The organism is Kitasatospora sp. NPDC002040, from assembly GCF_040296785.1.
Classification (GTDB): Bacteria; Actinomycetota; Actinomycetes; order Streptomycetales; family Streptomycetaceae; genus Kitasatospora.
Genome location: NZ_JBEOXV010000006.1, coordinates 21,947 through 37,585, shown reverse-complemented (window position 1 = coordinate 37,585; position 15,639 = coordinate 21,947). Strand labels below are relative to the sequence as shown.

The window sequence follows — 15,639 nt, the reverse complement described above, 5'->3', positions numbered from 1 at the left end:
GGTCCGCCCGCGGCGGGACGCGGCGCGCGGTGGTCGGAGGCCGACGGTGGTCGGGGCCTGCCGTCTGGCGGCCTCCGTACTCCTGACGCTACGCCGGATCGGCGGTCGACGGGGGATCGCTCCCCTGGAGGTCAGTCGCTGCCGTGGCGGGCCCTGGCCCGCGCCACGGCCTCGTCGAGGAGCTGCTGCGCGACCACGGCGGCCTTCCGGTTCTGGGCCTGACTCATCACCCGGAGCTTGTCGAAGGCCTCGGCCGGGGTGCAGCCGCTGCGGCTCATCAGGATGCCCAACGCCTGGTCGATCACGGCGCGGTGGGTCAGCGCGGACTGCAGCTGGGCGGCCAGCCGCTGGGCCCGGGCGAGGGCTTGGGCGTTCTGGACGGAGATCGCGGCCGGGACCGCGAACAGCTCACCGAGTTCGACGGCCCGTGTGTCGAAGGCGTTCTCGGCCCGGGCATAGACGTTCATCGCCCCCAGCACCCCCTCGCCGGTCAGCAGCGGCAGCGACACCACGCTGTGCACACCCAGCCGGTGGACCTGCGGTCCGAACCGCGGCCACGCGGGGTCCCTGCCCAGCGAGTGGGAACGCACCGTACGCCGTTCGGCCGCCGCGGTGATGCACGGCCCCTCGCCGAGGCCGTACTGAATCGCGTCCACCTCCCGGACGAACCCGGTGCTCGCCACGATCGTGTCGGCCCGGCCCTCCTCCAGCAGGGTCAGACCGGCGCCGTCCGCACCCGGGATGGCGCGCACGGCGAACTCGGCGACGTGGGTCAACAGGGCTCGCAGGTCCAACCGGGCGCTGGCCAGCCGGGACAGGCCGGCCAGACTCTCCCGCAGGTCCTCGTCGTCGGACGGTCGGCCGGCGGGACGGCCCGGAACCGACGCGTCCCCGCGCTCCGGAGAGACCGGCCCCATGTGCGTCATGGCGTGCTCCTTCCTCCTCGGCCGCAGCCGATCCGACCCGCCGCCGGTGCGACGCGGGTGGTCGGATTCTCGACTGTGCAGCCCATTGTCCGCCCGGCCGGGCCGTGAACAGGCCCTTCGACACCGGGCGTGGTGCGCGAGTACTGTCGGAGGTGGTTGAGCCAGCAGCCAGCCCGGAGACGACGGTCGGCCTCACGCCCACCCCAGGAGCGATCAGCTCACAGCCGGGCACCTCCGGTGACCTCCCCCCGTCGAGGATCACCATGTCAGCGCAGCTGACCGCCACTAACCTCCGCCGACGGCCCGGACCACGAACGGACCGTCACTTCGCGCTGCCCGTACGGCATTTCCCCGATCACCGCGCACAGCGGTGTGCGCTCGGCCGCCCGCAGGCTCCACCACAACTGAACAGAGGGACATCATGAAGACCCTGGTCGTCGTCCTCATCATTCTCGCGCTGGTCCTCCTGGTGGCGTTCGCGCTGTCCGTGAAGATCGTCCGGCAGTACGAGGAGGGCGTGCTGTTCCGGCTCGGCCGGATCCGCGCCCCGAGGAAGCCCGGCTTCACCATGATCATCCCGCTCGTGGACGTCCTGCACCGGATCTCGCTGCGGATCGTCACGATGCCGATCCAGTCCCAGGGCATCATCACCCGTGACAACGTCAGCGTCGACGTCTCCGCCGTCGCCTACTTCCGGGTGGTCGACGCGGTGAGGTCGGTCGTCGCGATCGAGAACGTGGACGCCGCGATCAACCAGATCGCCCAGACCACGCTGCGCAAGGTGGTCGGCCGGCACACCCTGGACGAGACGCTCTCCGAGACCGACACCCTCAACGTGGACATCCGCGAGATCCTCGACGTCGCCACCGTCGAGTGGGGCGTGCAGGTGACCCTGGTCGAGCTCAAGGACATCCAGCTGCCGGAGGGCATGAAGCGCGCGATGGCCCGCCAGGCCGAAGCCGAGCGGGAGAAGAGGGCGAAGATCATCAACGCTGAGGGCGAATCCCTCGCCGCCGCCGCCCTGGGCGACGCCTCGGACACCATGATGGCTCACCCGCTCGCACTCCAACTGCGCAACCTGCAGAGCCTGGTGGAGATCGGCGTGGACAAGAACACCACCGTCGTCTTCCCCGCTCCGCTGATGAGCACCATCGGCGAACTCGGCTCCTTCCTCGCCCGGGAGACCGCCGCGGCCACTCTGCACCACACGAAGGAGCCCGATCTGCCGGCGGCCACCCCCGCGCTGCCGCTCGTCCCGCAGCCCGCGCCGCCGGTCCAGGAGACGACTGTCAACGGCGGCCGGGCCGTCCCGCAGCGGTAGCCGCCGATGACGTCCCTCGGGGCGGCCCTCTTCCGCACCTGAACCGAACCCGGCCCCTGCGAGGAGCACACCGTGAACCGCCTCGACTCCAGTACCGCACGCACCACGCCCCCGTCGGACCAGGGCGTCCTCGCCCGCCGGGTCGCCGACCGGCAGCACCACCTGGACCTCACCGACGAAGCACTCGCCCGACGGGCAGGTATGACACCGGCCTACCTCCGGCTCCTCATGACGGCAGGAGCCGGATTCGACCCCGCGGGCCTCCTGCGGCTCGGCGCCGCCATGGATCTGACCTACCGGGAGCTGACCGAAGGCCCCGACGACCCGCCCCCGGGCCAGGGTCCGCCCGTCGTGCACCCCGTCCTGATCCACCTCACCGCTCAGGAGTGCTGGGACCGCCTCGGGAGCGGAGGAGTCGGCCGGATCGCCCTGGCGGCAGAGCCGGGACCGACCGTCCTGCCCGTCAACTACACCGTCCGTTCGGGCTCCGTCCTCTACCGAACCGCCCCGCACGGCGCCGCCGCACCGAGACCCGGCACCGTGGTGTCCTTCCAGGTCGACCGGATCGACGACTCGACGAGCACCGGATGGAGCGTGCTGCTCACCGGCCCGGCCCGGCCGGTCGAGGACCCGGCCGAGATCCAGGACCTGGAGTCGCAACCCGGTGCCGAACCGTGGGCCGGCGGCAACCGGCCGCAGTGGGTCCGCATCCGACCGGACACGCTCACCGGCCGCCGCATCGGTACCGTCACCCCCGGCGATCACCTGCACTGACCCGTGGCCGACCGGACCGGCCGTCCGGTCGGCCACGGCCGCCCCCCCGGCGCCGAATTGGCCCGGGCCCGGTCGGCGAATCCGAGGGGGGCGAACGGCCCACCGAACCGGCACCGGGAGTCCTGCCCACGGAAGTCGGGCCGATCGTCCTGGACATCTCCAGCGAGCCGTACGACCAGGACACCCTCTGGGCGCCGCTGACGCCCGAGGAAGCACGGTTGCCGGCCGGAATCCTGCGCCGGCAGGCTGCCGCCGTCGAGAACCCGCCGGCCTTCGCCCGGTCGGACGGAGGCGGTGGAGGCTCGCGGTGATGTCCATGCCGCCATGATCGGCGGCCACCTGCCCCGGAGGGGGCGGGTCTGTTCCGCCGTACCGGTGTCGACAAGGCCCTGCGCGCGAGCCCCGATCTCGGGATACACGGACCGGCCTGAGCGACTCCGCCGAGGCTGCGCCGCCCGACGTACGGCCGCAAAACCTCGGCGTTGAGCTGCCGTGCGCCTCCGTCCCCGAGCTCCGCGTCCTCCGCCTCAGCCGCGGTGCGGCCGGCCCGGAACGCGTCGTGTCACCTGCTGTGGAGCGGTGCTGCGGTCTTTGGCGGCTACAGCGTCGCGCACTGGCGGGTGCGCGGGCCGGTGACGGTGTTGGGAATGCCCGCGTTGGTCGGCGGGGGAGTGTTGCCGGTGCAGTGGAGCGGGCCGGCGATGGTGTTGCCTGCGATCTCCGTGGTGCCCCGGTTGCCGGTCAGCACCGTCTGGCCGTCGATCCGGTTGGCGGCGCAGCCCTGCTCGGGCGCGCCGACCAGGACCGGACCGGTGGTGCCGGCGATTCGCAGGCCGCCGTCGACCGTGTTCCCGCACAGCTCGACGACGGACGCGTCCTGGGAGTTCAGGCCGCCGTCGATCGTCGAGTCGGCGGCGAACAGGGCCGCGCCGGGTGCCACCTGGACCACTCCGGTGCGGGCGCCGACCAGGCAGGTGCTCGGGCCGGTGGCGAGGACGGGGCCGGTCACGCCGGTGATCGTCCGGTCGCAGGCCACCCGGTGTTCCAGCGTCTCCAGCGGGCCGGGCAGGTAGATGCTGTCGCCGGAGTAGCGGGCGGTGACGGTGTGCATGCCGGGCCGTGGCCGGTTCCAGCCGAGCTGTGCCTGTGCGCAGCCGGAGCCGCCGCCCGGGGCGAGGGCGGCGCTGCCCAACTCCCGGTCGCCGTCGGCGAAACTGACGGTGCCGGTGGGCACCGGCCCGGCGGCGACCGGGCAGACGGTGTCGGTCAGGGCGACCGGGCTGCCGTACGTCGAGGGGTTCGGTGCGGAGGCGAGGGTGGTGGTGACCGGAGCCCGATGCGTGTTCAGCAGGACCGAAACGGTGTCGTCCAGGCCGTGGCTGACGGCCACGTCGAGCCGGCCGCTGCCGGTGAACCGGCCGACCGCGACCGCGTCCGGGCTGGAGAAGTGGCCGTTCCCGGTGGGGTAGAAGTCCGGGGGTTGGAAGGTGCCGTCGCCGTTGCCACGCAGCAGCGCGAGGGCGTTGGCACCGTTGGCCACGACCAGGTCGAGCCGGCCGCTGCCGGTGAAGTCGCCGACCGCGACCGATCCGGGAAGCCGGCCCGCGGGGTAGAAGACGTTCGGCTGGAAGGTTCCGTCCCCGTTGCCGAGCAGTACCCGGACCCCGTCCTCGTCGTCGGTGGCCACCAGGTCGGGCCGGCCGTCGCCGTTGAAGTCGCCGACCGCGAGCGAGTACGGCACGCCGCCAACCCGGAAGTCGGTGCGCGGGCCGAGGGTGCCGTCCCCGTTGCCGAGGAAGACCGAGACCGAGCTGATGCCGTCATCGGCGACCGCCAGGTCGAGTCGCCCGTCGCCGTTGAAGTCGGACAGGCCGATCGAGACCGGGTTGGAGTCGGTGCCCGTCGGGTAGCCGGCCGGGGGCCGGAAGGTGCCGTCGCCATTGCCGAGCAGCAGGTCGACCCGCTGCTCACCGAGGACGCCGACGGCCAGGTCCGGCCGGCCGTCGCCGTTGAAGTCGCCCACGGCCACCGCGTCCGGATGGGTCCCAGTGGGGAAGCTGCGCGGGGCTTGGAAGCTGCCGTCGCCGTTGCCGCGGAGCACGGAGACGCCGCTCGTGCCCTGGTTGGTGGTCACCAGGTCCGGCCGGCCGTCGCCGTCGAGGTCGGCCACCGCGATCGCCGTCGGGCCCGGGCCGGTCGGGAAGGCGGCCTGCTGGGCGAAGGTTCCATCGCCGTTGCCGAGCAGGACCGAGACGGTGTCCGCCTCGCCGTTGGGCACCGCCAGGCCGAGCCGGCCGCTCCCGGTGAAGTCGCCCACCGCGACGCCGCGCGGGCTGCGCCCGACCGAGTGGACCACCTGCGGCGCGAAGACGTCGCCGGCCGCCGCCGCGCTGCCAGGCAGGGCCAGCACCGTGCTCGTCGCCACCAGTCCGGCCGCCAGGACCGTCCGTGCCACCCTCAGCCCGCGCATCCGCATCACTCCTCATCCCCGGAGCACCGCCCGTCGCCGCTCGCCGAGCCGATGGTCACCCGGCTTCGGGCGGCGCCCGGGCAGCGACACCCCGGGGTCGCCTGATCGAGTGGCTGCCTGCCCGTGCCCAGCCGTCCCGGACGGCTGTACCAAGCGCGCGGCCCGCACTTGTGCCCGGGTCAAGGGATCAGCACACCTCACCGGGGGTTTCGGGGGAGTGGTGGTCGGATTGTGGTCGTGCTCCTCGTGAGCCAGGGCGGAGTTGCCGCTCACCGGACCGCTGCCCGAGGGTGACCGTCATGGGTGCCCACCTCGCGGTGGGACGTGTCTACCGCCGCTGTGGCTGCAGTACGTCCTCAACCACTTCCACCAACCCTTGACGTCATCGCCCACGCCCTCAAACGCGAAGAACGACGCCGCAACCGCCGAAGGAGGGGCAAAGGAGCACCGATCCGGCAACCGACGGAGCATCAGACCAGATGCGGGCGAGCGGATTGAAGGCCCATCAGAATCCCATCGAGCACTGGGGGCCCAAGGAACGGCCACCAACGCGAACGGCCGCCCTCGAAAGCACGAGTTCTGCGCTGTGCGGCGACGCCAACCTGGGCGCGGGCCCTCCCAGCCGTGGTGGTGGTGACAGCGTTCATGGTGAGCAAGACCACCGTCGAGCCGGCGGATCCAAGGTGACGACCTGTTCCAATTCCGTTGTCCGATCGGCACATTCGTACTCGACGAATGTGCAAGGCTGCCTGAACCGGTACGTGACTGCCACCAGTTGGGGGAACAGAGTGAGTGGGACGCGCCTCGAGGTCGGGCTTGCCTTTTCCGACCACGACGAGTTGGCCGCCGAACGGGGCATGGGCTTCCTCCTGGAGGAGTTGCGTGGCATCGGCGCTACCGGGCTCACCAACCCCACGAGCGGCGAAGCACCCGGCGGTACCCGGGCCGGTGACGTCGTCTCGTACACATCGGTGCTGGTCGGGCTCGCCGGTGGAGCCGCCACGCTCCGGGCGCTCATCGCGCTCGCCCAGGACTGGCTTGCCCGGCGCAACTCCGGCACGATCGAGCTCAGGATCGGCGATGACGAGCTGATACTCACCTCGGCGTCACGCTCCGATCAGCGCGCGGCGATCGAGGCGTTCGTCACGAGGGGGCACGAGACCCCGGATGTCTAGGCGCGCCCTCATCCTCGCCAACCAGTACTACCGCGAGGGGTTCAGCGAGCTTCCGGGGGCCAGGGCCGACGCTGTGGAACTCGAGCAGGTGCTCTCGGACCCGAGCATCGCGGACTTCGAGGTCACGATCGTGCAGGACGGCACCGCCGTCGAATGCCGCAGAGCGATCCAGCAGTTCTACCAGAGCGCGTCCCGGGACGACCTGCTGCTGCTCCACCTGTCCTGTCACGGCCGCAAGGACCGGCGCAACCGTCTGCACTTCGTCGCGTCCGACACCGAGCCCGCTCTGATCGAAGCGACCGCGGTCAGTGCGGAGTTCCTGGCGGATCAGATGGAGGACAGCCTCAGCAACCGCATCGTGGTGTTCCTCGACTGCTGCTACAGCGGGGCCTTCACCAAGGGAATGCGCACCCGGGGCGAAGTACCCACTGTTGACGTCGGCGCCCACTTCCTCGGCAGGGCCCAGCACATCATCACGTCATCGACCTCCTTGCAGTTCAGCCACGAGAGCGACCTCCAGAGCCGTGCGGAGGCCCAGCCCTCGGTCTTCACGGCAGCCGTGATCGAAGGACTGCGTGGCGGTGCCGGTGGCCGTGGCCATGACGGTTTCATCAGCGTCGACGACCTCTTCGACTACGTGGTGGCCCGGGTCGGTGCGCAGCTCCCGGACCAGACACCCACGCGCTCGGTCAACGCAATCGGCACTCCGATCATCCTCGCCAGGAGCCAGCCGCTCGCCTACCTCTCCTTCGTCTCGGAGGACCGGGCCTGGGCCGACTGGATCGCCGCCGTGGTGGAGAGCGCCGGCTTCCGGGTGGTGCCCCGGGAGATCGGAGCCGGTACGGATGCCCGGCTGGGGACCGAGCGTGGCATCGACGCCGCCCACGGGATTGTCGCGGTGCTCTCGGCCGGTTACCTGAGCGACCCTCAGGCCCGGGCACTGTGGGATTCGATGGGCGGTTTGGACGCTGCCGGGTCGCGCCGTCAGATCGTCCCGGTCCGGGTCGGCGACGTCCGTCTGACCGCGCCGTTCAGCGGGCACAACCCGATCGACCTGGTCGGCCGCGAGGAGAGCCTGGCCGCCGCGATCCTGCTGCGCGCCCTCGGCCGGGTCGGGACCGAGGTTGACCCGGAGGCGGTGATCCCGCGCTTCCCCGGCACCAAGCCGGCTTACTGGTCGGTGCCCGGGCGCAACCCCTCCTTCACCGGCCGGGACTTGGTGCTGGAGGAGTTGAGGGAGAGTCTGGTCGGCGGGCCGACAGTGGTGCTGCCGAGCCCGCAGACGCTGTACGGGCTCGGCGGTGTCGGCAAGACCCAGCTGGCGCTGGAGTATGCGCACCGCTACATGTTCCACTACGACCTGGTGTGGTGGATCGACGCGGAGCAGACCGAGCTGATCCCGACCGCACTGGCCGAGCTGGCCAACCGGCTGGGTCTGCAGGTCGGCGACAGCGTCAACGAGGCCGCCGAGGGCGCCCGGGAGGCGCTGCGCAAGGGAACCCCCACTCCGCGCTGGCTGCTGATCTTCGACAACGCGGACGAGCCGTCCGAGATCCGCCGGTTCTTCCCCGGCGGCTCGGGCCACATCCTGGTCACCTCGCGGAACCAGGCCTGGTCCGGCCAGGCCGGCGTGCTCGGCGTGGACGTGTTCAGCCGCGGCGAGAGCGTCGAGCACCTGTGCCGGCGCACCCGGGGCCTGTCCCGGGCGGATGCGGACCGGGTGGCCGAGGCGGTCGGCGACCTGCCGCTGGCGGTCGAGGTGGCCGCCGCCTGGCTGGACACCACCCGCACCCCGGTGGACACCTACGTCCAGCAGCTCCAGCAGGAGGCGACCCGGGCGCTCGCGGTCGGCCGCCCGGCCGACTACCCGACGCCCGTCGGGGCGACCTGGAACGTCTCGATCGCCCGGCTGCGCGAGCAGTCCCCGGCGGCGGTAAGGCTGTTGCAGCTCTGCGCTTTCATGGCCCCCGAGCCGATCTCGATGGACCTGTTCTACAGCGACCAGATGATCAAGTCCCTGGTGAAGTACGACGAGGACCTCAGCGACACCTTCATGCTCGGCAAGGTGATCCAGGCGGTCGGCCGGTACGCGCTGGCCAAGGTGGACGCGGGGAGCAACAGCTTCCAGGTGCACCGGCTGGTGCAGGCCGTGGTCCGTTCCGAGATGGACGAGTCCGCCCAGGAGGCCGCGATGCACGAGGTGCACCGCATCCTGGTCGGCGCCCGCCCGACTCTCGGCGACACCGACAACCCGGCCAACTGGCCCCGGTTCGAGAAGATCTGGCCGCACCTGGTCCCCTCCCGTGCCCAGGACTGCGGCGACCATGAGACCCGAGAGCTGCTGATCGACCGGGTCCGCTACCTGTGGAAGCGCTCCGACCTGGACCGCGCCCGCGCCCTGGCCGAACAGCTCGACACCACCTGGAACAACCGGCTGACCGGCGAGGTCAACGAAGCCGAGTACCGGCACCTGCACCGCCAGGTGCTCAGCCTCAACTTCCAACTCGCCAACGTGGTCCGCGTGCAGGGCAACTTCGCCGAGGCCCGGGCGCTGGACGAGCGGACCCTGGCCGGGCAGAAGGAGCTGCTCGGCGAGCACAGCCCGTACTCCCTGATGACGGCCGGCTCGCTCGGCGCCGACCTGCGGGCGCTCGGCCGGTTCCAGGACGCCCTGGAACTGGACCTGGAGACGTACGGTCAGTTCCGCGAGCTGTTCGGCGAGGACCACGCCCGCACGCTCTCGATCGCCAACAACCTGGCGATCGACTACCGCCTGGTCGGTGACAGCGAGGCCGCCCGCGACCTCGACCAGGACACCTACGGCCGCCGGCAGGCCGTACTCGGCCCCCGCCATCCCTACACCCTCTCCAGCAAGGCCAACCTTGCCCGCGATCTGCGCGAGATCGGCAACTACAAGGACTCCATCGAACTGCTCCGGGAGGTCACTGAGGAGCTCGCCGACGTGCTCCAGGCCGACCTGCCGGAGATCCTGCGCAACGCCAAGTCCCTCGCGGTGTCGCTGCGCCGGGAAGGCCACCTGCGGGAGGCCAGGCAGCTCACTCAGCAGACCTACGAGCGCTACCTGGACCGCTACGGCCCTGAGGGTGCCGACACGCTGGCCTGCGCGCTCAACCTGGCCGCCGACCACAGCGCCTCCGGCGACAAGGAGGCCGCCCGGGACCTGGCCACCACGGTCTACGAGGGCCACCAGCGGCTGTTCGGCGACGAGCACCCTTTCACGCTGGCCTGCGAGAACAACCTCGGCATCTACCTGTGCGGCAGCGGCGACGTCGAATCCGCCATCCGCTACGGCAGCCACACTGTCGACGCGCTGCGCTCCGTGCTCGGCCCCGACCACCACTACACCCTGAACGCGATGATCAACCTGGCCAACGCCTACAGCGACGCCGGCCAGCCCGGCAAGGCCGAGGAACTCGAACGCGCCGCCCACGCCGGCCTGGTGAACCGCTACGGTCCCGGCCACCCCGACGCCATCGCCTGCGAGTCCAACCTGGCGGTCACCCTCCGCAAGTCCAACCCGGCCCAGGCGGTGGAGCTGCGCAAGCACGCCATGACCGAACTGCTCCGCCTCTTCGGGGAGGAGCACCCCAACACCATCGCCTGCCGGGGTTGGCAGCGCATCAGCCGCGACCTCGAACCCCAGCCCTTCTAGGAGCCGTCCGGACGGGCGTGTAAGGGCGAAGAAATCGGAGAGCCGAAAGGGGCGTGGGTCTGGTAGACCATCGGCCGATGGGCATCAAGGAACGCGAACGCAAGGTGCACCAGCCGCTACGGCGCGCTGGTCTCCAGGTCATACCCGATGCCGTACCGGAGGGCATGATGCCCTTCGTCCTTGGATGGGGCACCGAAGACTTGATCGACGGCTTCTCCCATCGGTACGACACCCCGCACCTTGTCGAGCGGCTCAATGCGGACTGGTACGACCTTGCCGTCTCCTCGGGCCTGTTCGACGAGCGGCGCGAGTTCCTCGTGCAGCTTCCCCAGGGCACCCGGTCGCACCGCGCCGCTGTGCAGCGTCTGAACGGCTACCACGCACCGGCGCTCTGGACTCGCGTCCGGCTCCTGGAACGTTGGGACATCATGGGCCGAGGAGCTGCATCGGCGTTCCTCGGCATCCACTCAGGCCACCCGGGCTTCGGCATGATGGCCCTGGACGGCAGTGTGTACGTCTGTGCTTCGACCGGCGAGACCGGCGTCGATGTGTACGCCGTGGGCCGCCCGGACCGCTCGGGGAACATCCTGCGACACCTAGATTGGGTGGCCCACCGCGACAGTCGCTATGGCAATCGTGAGGTGAGCCAACGCATCGCCACCTGGCTTGCCGGCCGTTCAGAGCGTCCCTCCGGTCACTGACGACATCCCGTTCAGCGGTCATCCGGTGCGGAGCGGAATGACGAGGGCAGACGCAGTGACAGTCTTCTTCGGAGCTTTGACGTGGCCGCAGATGCGGCCGACCCGGGTCGTCCGGGTGATGCCGGGCCTGCACCGCGCTGCTCGATGCCGTCGCACGCCGCCACCAAGCTCACCTGCTCACCGCCGTCGTCGAGCGCGGCGGTGAGCTGGAGCTTTCGGGGACGGGTTCGTCCCAGCGGGCCGTGCGGTCAGCGCCGGCCGCCGCCGATGCGGCGGTCGTCGGCCAGTGCGGTCAGCGGGCCGTACTCGCAGGCCAGCTCGGTCCAAGTCAGAACCTCGCCACAGCGGGCCGGGAAGTCCTTCGGGTTGAACTCGGGCATGGTCCAGGTGCCGGTGCCCCGGTCCCGCAGCCACAGGTCCCCGTCACCGTCGACCACGGTCGGCGGGACCGGTACGGGCTCGGCCTGATCGATGGGCTCCCAGGTGACCCGGCCCGGGTGGGAAGCGCGGCGCAGCTCGGTGGTCGCCAGCCGCGCGGCCAAGTCACGGGTGGACTCTTCGGCGTCCTTGACCGACGCGAGTCGGAATGCGTCGTCAAGTACAGGCAGGGCTGGATTCTTGCTGCGCTTTGAACTCATACGCTGACTACCTCCGGTGGGGGGCGGCACATCCGTTGTGGCACCCCGTAGAGAACACGGTATCCGAGACGGGAGCCCGGCCGACCACGACCGCTGCCCAGGTGGAGGCGTTGGAGGAAGCCGGGCGGACAGAGCGTCGGCGGTCGATCGTCCCCGCAGCCCCGGCCTGTGCCTGCGGGTCGGTCGTGAAGCCACCGGGGGCGGTTTCGCGGCAAGCAGGGCGGGCATCCGGTCGAGGCGGCCGGTCGGGCGCGCTCGGTGTGCTCGGCGGGTGGGGGTGGTGTGCGGTGGCTCGGTCCTCGGGCGGCGGCGGCGGACGGTGGTGGCGGGCGCTGCGGCGCACGCCGCAGACGATGTGGGACGACGACGTCACCGACGTCGCCGCAGCCCTGACGTACTACGCGATCCTGGCGGTCCTGCCGGCGCTGCTGGCCACGGTGGTGGGCTTCGCACTGGTCAGCCCCGCGGCGGCCCGGGACGCGGTGGCGCACTTGGCGGGGTTGGTTCCCGGCCAGGCCGGTACGGAGCTGGACGGCGTACTGACCCAGGCACTGGGTGGCGGTTCGGCCGGGTGGACGCTGCTGGCGGCGGGCGCCGGCAGCGCGCTGTGGTCGTGCTGCAGCTACCTGGCGGTGTTCCGGCGCGCGCTGCACCGGATGCACGGCACCACCGACCGGCGCTCCCCGCTGCGCCAGGCCCCGCGGATCGTGGCGACAGCGGCGGTGCTGCTGGTGCTGCTGGCGGTGAGCGCGCTGGCGTTGGTCCTCAGTGGTCCCGTCGCCGAGGGCGCGGGCCGGGCGCTGCACCTGGGCGGGACGGCCCCGCTGGTGTGGTCGGTGGTCCGCTGGCCCGTACTGCTCGTGGTGGTGGCGATGCTGGTGCTGATCGTCTTCCGGACCGGCCCCGAACCGGCGTGGCGACGGCGCGCCAGCCTCCCCGGCGGTGCTCTGGCGGCAGCGCTCTGGCTGGCCTTCTCGGCCGGCTTCACGCTGTACACCAGCGCCCTGGGCACCTACAGCCGCCTGTACGGCTCGCTCGCGGGGGCTGTGGTGTTCCTGATCTGGCTCTGGCTCTCCAACCTCGCGCTGCTGACGGGCGCGCAGTTCGCAGCGGAACTGCGCCGTGCCGCTGCGGAGCAACCCGGCCCGGCCGAGCTCGCTGCTCGGCCGCCCTCCACCGGCCCACGCCCGGTGGAGGGTTGAGGGCCGATCCGCACGGCCGGGCCGGGGCGGAACCGCCTCTGGGGTCCTATGCGGTGAGCAGGCCGATGGCGTGGCCGTCGTGGTCGATGACCGGCCAGGCGTCGAGGCCACGGGCGCGCATGGCGGCGACCGCGAGGGCCGCGGGCATGTCGGGGGTGGCGAACGGGGCCCGGTCGTGGAGGATGTCGCGGACGGGGGTGCGCTCGGTGTACCAGGAGCGGGCCTGGAACGGTGCCAGGTGCAGGCGGGTCAGCAGTCCGGCGCAGCGGCCGTCCTCGTCGCGGACCAGGAGGTGCTCCGCGCCGGAGCTGAGCAGGACGTCCATCGCGGTGTCGGCCATGATGTCGTCGCTGATCTGCAGCTCGGTGCGGTTCATGACGTCGCCGACGGTGGCGGTGGCGGCGGTGGTGGCGGTCGGGCGTTCCAGGGCGATGGTCATGGGCGGGTTCCTTGCTGTCTGTCCTGCCGGTGACGGCGGAGTTTCGAGCCGCAGGCAGCAGCCCGGTGGCGTCCGGTGGGTGCGGGCGGCAGCGCCTGGGTGCGGGTGCGGTCGCCAGGGGGTCGTGGTGCTCGCTGTGCGGGTGTGGGCGTGCCCCGCTCCGCGCGGCGGAGCGGGGCACGGCCGGCTCGCCTACGCGGCGAGGACGACGGGCGCTGCCTGACGGCTGCTCAGGCTCTGGGTGCGGCGGCCGGTCGAGGGGCGGCCACGGCGGTTGCGGTTGCGGCTGGTGGAGGCGCTGCGGCTGCTCCGCTCGACGACGGGGGCGGCGATCACGGTGGGGATCCCGGTGGGCACCCGGGCGCCGGTGATGCGGGCCAGTTCCTCGTCGGTGGAGTGGATCCGGGTGGATGCGGGGGTGATGGCGGCGGTGGTCATCATCCGGGCCATCTCCCGACGCTGGTTGGGCAGCACCAGGGTGACGACGGTGCCGGACTCACCCGCGCGGGCGGTGCGGCCGGCCCGGTGCAGGTAGTCCTTGTGGTCGGCCGGCGGCGCCAGGTTGACCACCAGGTCCAGGCCGTCGACGTGGATGCCGCGGGCGGCCACGTTGGTGGCGATCAGCGCCGTCACCGCTCCGGTGCGGAACTGCTCCAGGGTGCGGGTGCGCTCCGGCTGGGACTTGCCACCGTGCAGGGCTGCTGCCTTCACCCCGATCGCGAGCAGGTCCTGCACCAGGCGGTCCGCGCCGTGCTTGGTGTCGATGAACATGATCACCCCGCCGTCGCGGGAGGCGATGCGGGCGATCGTGGCGTGCTTGTCACTGCTCTGCACGTGCAGCAGGTGGTGCTCCATCGTGCTGACCGCCCCGGCGGACGGGTCGACCGAGTGCGTGACCGGGTCCTTGAGGAAGGTGCGCACCAGGCGGTCGACGTTGCGGTCCAGGGTGGCCGAGAAGAGCATCGTCTGGCAGCCCTCGGCGACCTGCTGGAGGAGCTCGGTGACCTGCGGCAGGAAGCCCATGTCGGCCATCTGGTCGGCCTCGTCCAGGACGGTCACGCCGACGCCGTCCAGCTGGCAGTCGCCGCGCTGGATCAGGTCCTTGAGCCGACCGGGGGTGGCGACCACGATCTCCGCACCGCGGTTGAGTGCCTGGGCCTGGCGGCCGATCGACATCCCGCCCACCACGGTCGCCATCCGCAGGCGCACGGCGTGGGCGTAGGGGGTGAGGGCCTCGGTGACCTGCTGCGCGAGCTCGCGGGTGGGGACCAGGATCAGGGCCAGCGGGCGGCGGGGTTCGGCCTTCTGCCCGGCGGTGCGGGCCAGCACGGCGAGGCCGAACGCGATGGTCTTGCCGGAGCCGGTGCGGCCCCGGCCCAGGACGTCACGGCCGGCCAGCGAGTTGGGCAGCGTGGCGGCCTGGATCGGGAACGGCGAGGTGACGCCCTGTCGGGTCAGCACCGACAGGAGCGCGTTCGGCAGGCCCAGTTCCTCGAAGGACTCGACGGCGGGCAGCGCCGGGGTGGTGCTCACCGGCATCGCGAACTCGCCCTGCGGGCCTGAGCGCTGACGGCTGCTCCGGCCGCCGGACGGCCGGTCGCCGTAGAAGGAGTTGCCGCCGGAGCGGGAGCCGGAGCGGGTGCTGCCGCCGGAGCGGGAGGCGGCGGCGGAGCGGGAGCTGGAGCTCTGGTACGAGGAGCGGCTGGAGCGGTTCATGGGCGACCTTCCTGGGCAGCACGCCATGACGCGGCTCCGCAGCGCGAGGCGCCGGCGGAGCCCGCGGGGAAGCGGGCCGAAAAGTATGACGGGGTGGAGCGTGGACGGTAGAACCGTGCGGCACGTCACCTCAGGTCGGCGCTCACCGCAGTGGGCGGGAGCGCAGATCCTCGAACCGTGGAATGTCACGGCGGGGCACCGATCCGGACGCGGCGCTGTGCGACTCGCGTGGGGACGGCTGCCGGTGGCGGAGCCAAGGGGGCCTCAACGGCCGGGGGTGGAGCGATGCCGAGAGGCCCGCACCGGGCGTGTACGCGGTGCGGGCCCCTCGCTGCCAAGCGGGTGCCTCAACAGAAAAACTACAGCGGACGAATGTTCTCGGCCTGCGGGCCCTTCTGGCCCTGCGTGACGTCGAACTCGACCTTCTGGCCCTCGAGCAGCTCACGGAAGCCGTTGGCGTTGATGTTCGAGTAGTGGGCGAACACGTCAGGACCGCCGCCCTCCTGCTCGATGAAGCCGAAGCCCTTTTCCGCGTTGAACCACTTCACAGTGCCATTAGCCATAAAGAAATCTCCTTCAAGGGGCTGTCCGGAGCCCGCACAGT

General features: G+C 71.6%; 12 protein-coding genes. 6 read left to right on the top strand and 6 right to left on the bottom strand.

The genetic code is table 11. The features are described 5' to 3' along the window. Positions 1–131: 131 nt before the first annotated feature. Entirely contained in the window at positions 132–926 is a 795-nt protein-coding gene (locus ABT118_RS17180; protein ID WP_350669314.1) for a GAF and ANTAR domain-containing protein, read from the bottom strand. 421 nt (positions 927–1,347) lie between these two features. On the opposite strand from ABT118_RS17180, the gene ABT118_RS17175 reads away from it, so the two are divergent. Both ABT118_RS17175 and ABT118_RS17170 read left to right on the top strand, forming a co-directional pair. Further along, on the top strand, positions 1,348–2,247 hold the full coding sequence (locus tag ABT118_RS17175) for a slipin family protein (RefSeq protein WP_350669313.1): 900 nt from the start codon (positions 1,348–1,350) through the stop codon (positions 2,245–2,247). A 72-nt stretch (positions 2,248–2,319) separates the two neighbouring features. Next, complete coding sequence (locus ABT118_RS17170; RefSeq protein ID WP_350669311.1) at positions 2,320–3,021, top strand: pyridoxamine 5'-phosphate oxidase family protein; 702 nt, start codon at positions 2,320–2,322, stop codon at positions 3,019–3,021. Positions 3,022–3,619: 598 nt separating this feature from the next. Here ABT118_RS17170 and ABT118_RS17165 read toward each other — a convergent pair. Next, positions 3,620–5,491: an FG-GAP-like repeat-containing protein gene (locus tag ABT118_RS17165; RefSeq protein ID WP_350669310.1), complete on the bottom strand. Its 1,872-nt coding sequence runs from the start codon at positions 5,489–5,491 to the stop codon at positions 3,620–3,622. Between the two features lie 788 nt (positions 5,492–6,279). On the opposite strand from ABT118_RS17165, the gene ABT118_RS17160 reads away from it, so the two are divergent. From ABT118_RS17160 to ABT118_RS17150, 3 genes are all read left to right on the top strand, one after another. Further along, positions 6,280–6,666, top strand: a complete 387-nt coding sequence (locus ABT118_RS17160) for a hypothetical protein (RefSeq protein ID WP_350669309.1) — start codon at positions 6,280–6,282, stop codon at positions 6,664–6,666. Next, positions 6,659–10,339 carry an FxSxx-COOH system tetratricopeptide repeat protein gene (gene fxsT / locus ABT118_RS17155; protein ID WP_350669308.1) on the top strand — a complete coding sequence of 1,227 codons (3,681 nt, stop codon included), beginning with the start codon at positions 6,659–6,661 and terminating at the stop codon, positions 10,337–10,339. The genes ABT118_RS17160 and fxsT overlap by 8 nt, the downstream gene beginning before the upstream one ends. Positions 10,340–10,416: 77 nt before the next feature. Further along, positions 10,417–11,040: a hypothetical protein gene (locus ABT118_RS17150; protein ID WP_350669306.1), complete on the top strand. Its 624-nt coding sequence runs from the start codon at positions 10,417–10,419 to the stop codon at positions 11,038–11,040. Between the two features lie 248 nt (positions 11,041–11,288). Here the strand turns inward: ABT118_RS17150 and ABT118_RS17145 are convergent, their stop codons facing one another. Continuing rightward, a complete protein-coding gene (locus tag ABT118_RS17145) occupies positions 11,289–11,582 on the bottom strand; it encodes a hypothetical protein (protein ID WP_350669305.1) in 294 nt (97 codons plus the stop codon). A gap of 449 nt (positions 11,583–12,031) precedes the next feature. On the opposite strand from ABT118_RS17145, the gene ABT118_RS17140 reads away from it, so the two are divergent. Then, positions 12,032–12,880 (top strand): YihY/virulence factor BrkB family protein, encoded by an 849-nt coding sequence (locus ABT118_RS17140; protein WP_350669654.1) that lies wholly within the window; start codon positions 12,032–12,034, stop codon positions 12,878–12,880. Positions 12,881–12,926: 46 nt separating this feature from the next. Here the strand turns inward: ABT118_RS17140 and ABT118_RS17135 are convergent, their stop codons facing one another. The 3 genes from ABT118_RS17135 to ABT118_RS17125 all read right to left on the bottom strand — a co-directional run bounded on the left by ABT118_RS17135 (position 12,927) and on the right by ABT118_RS17125 (position 15,598). Then, positions 12,927–13,319, bottom strand: coding sequence for a CBS domain-containing protein (locus ABT118_RS17135; RefSeq protein ID WP_350669303.1), 393 nt, complete (start codon positions 13,317–13,319; stop codon positions 12,927–12,929). A 192-nt stretch (positions 13,320–13,511) separates the two neighbouring features. Beyond that, positions 13,512–15,035 carry a DEAD/DEAH box helicase gene (locus tag ABT118_RS17130; protein WP_350669302.1) on the bottom strand — a complete coding sequence of 508 codons (1,524 nt, stop codon included), beginning with the start codon at positions 15,033–15,035 and terminating at the stop codon, positions 13,512–13,514. A gap of 359 nt (positions 15,036–15,394) precedes the next feature. Then, positions 15,395–15,598, bottom strand: a complete 204-nt coding sequence (locus tag ABT118_RS17125) for a cold-shock protein (protein ID WP_030918248.1) — start codon at positions 15,596–15,598, stop codon at positions 15,395–15,397. Positions 15,599–15,639 lie beyond the last annotated feature (41 nt).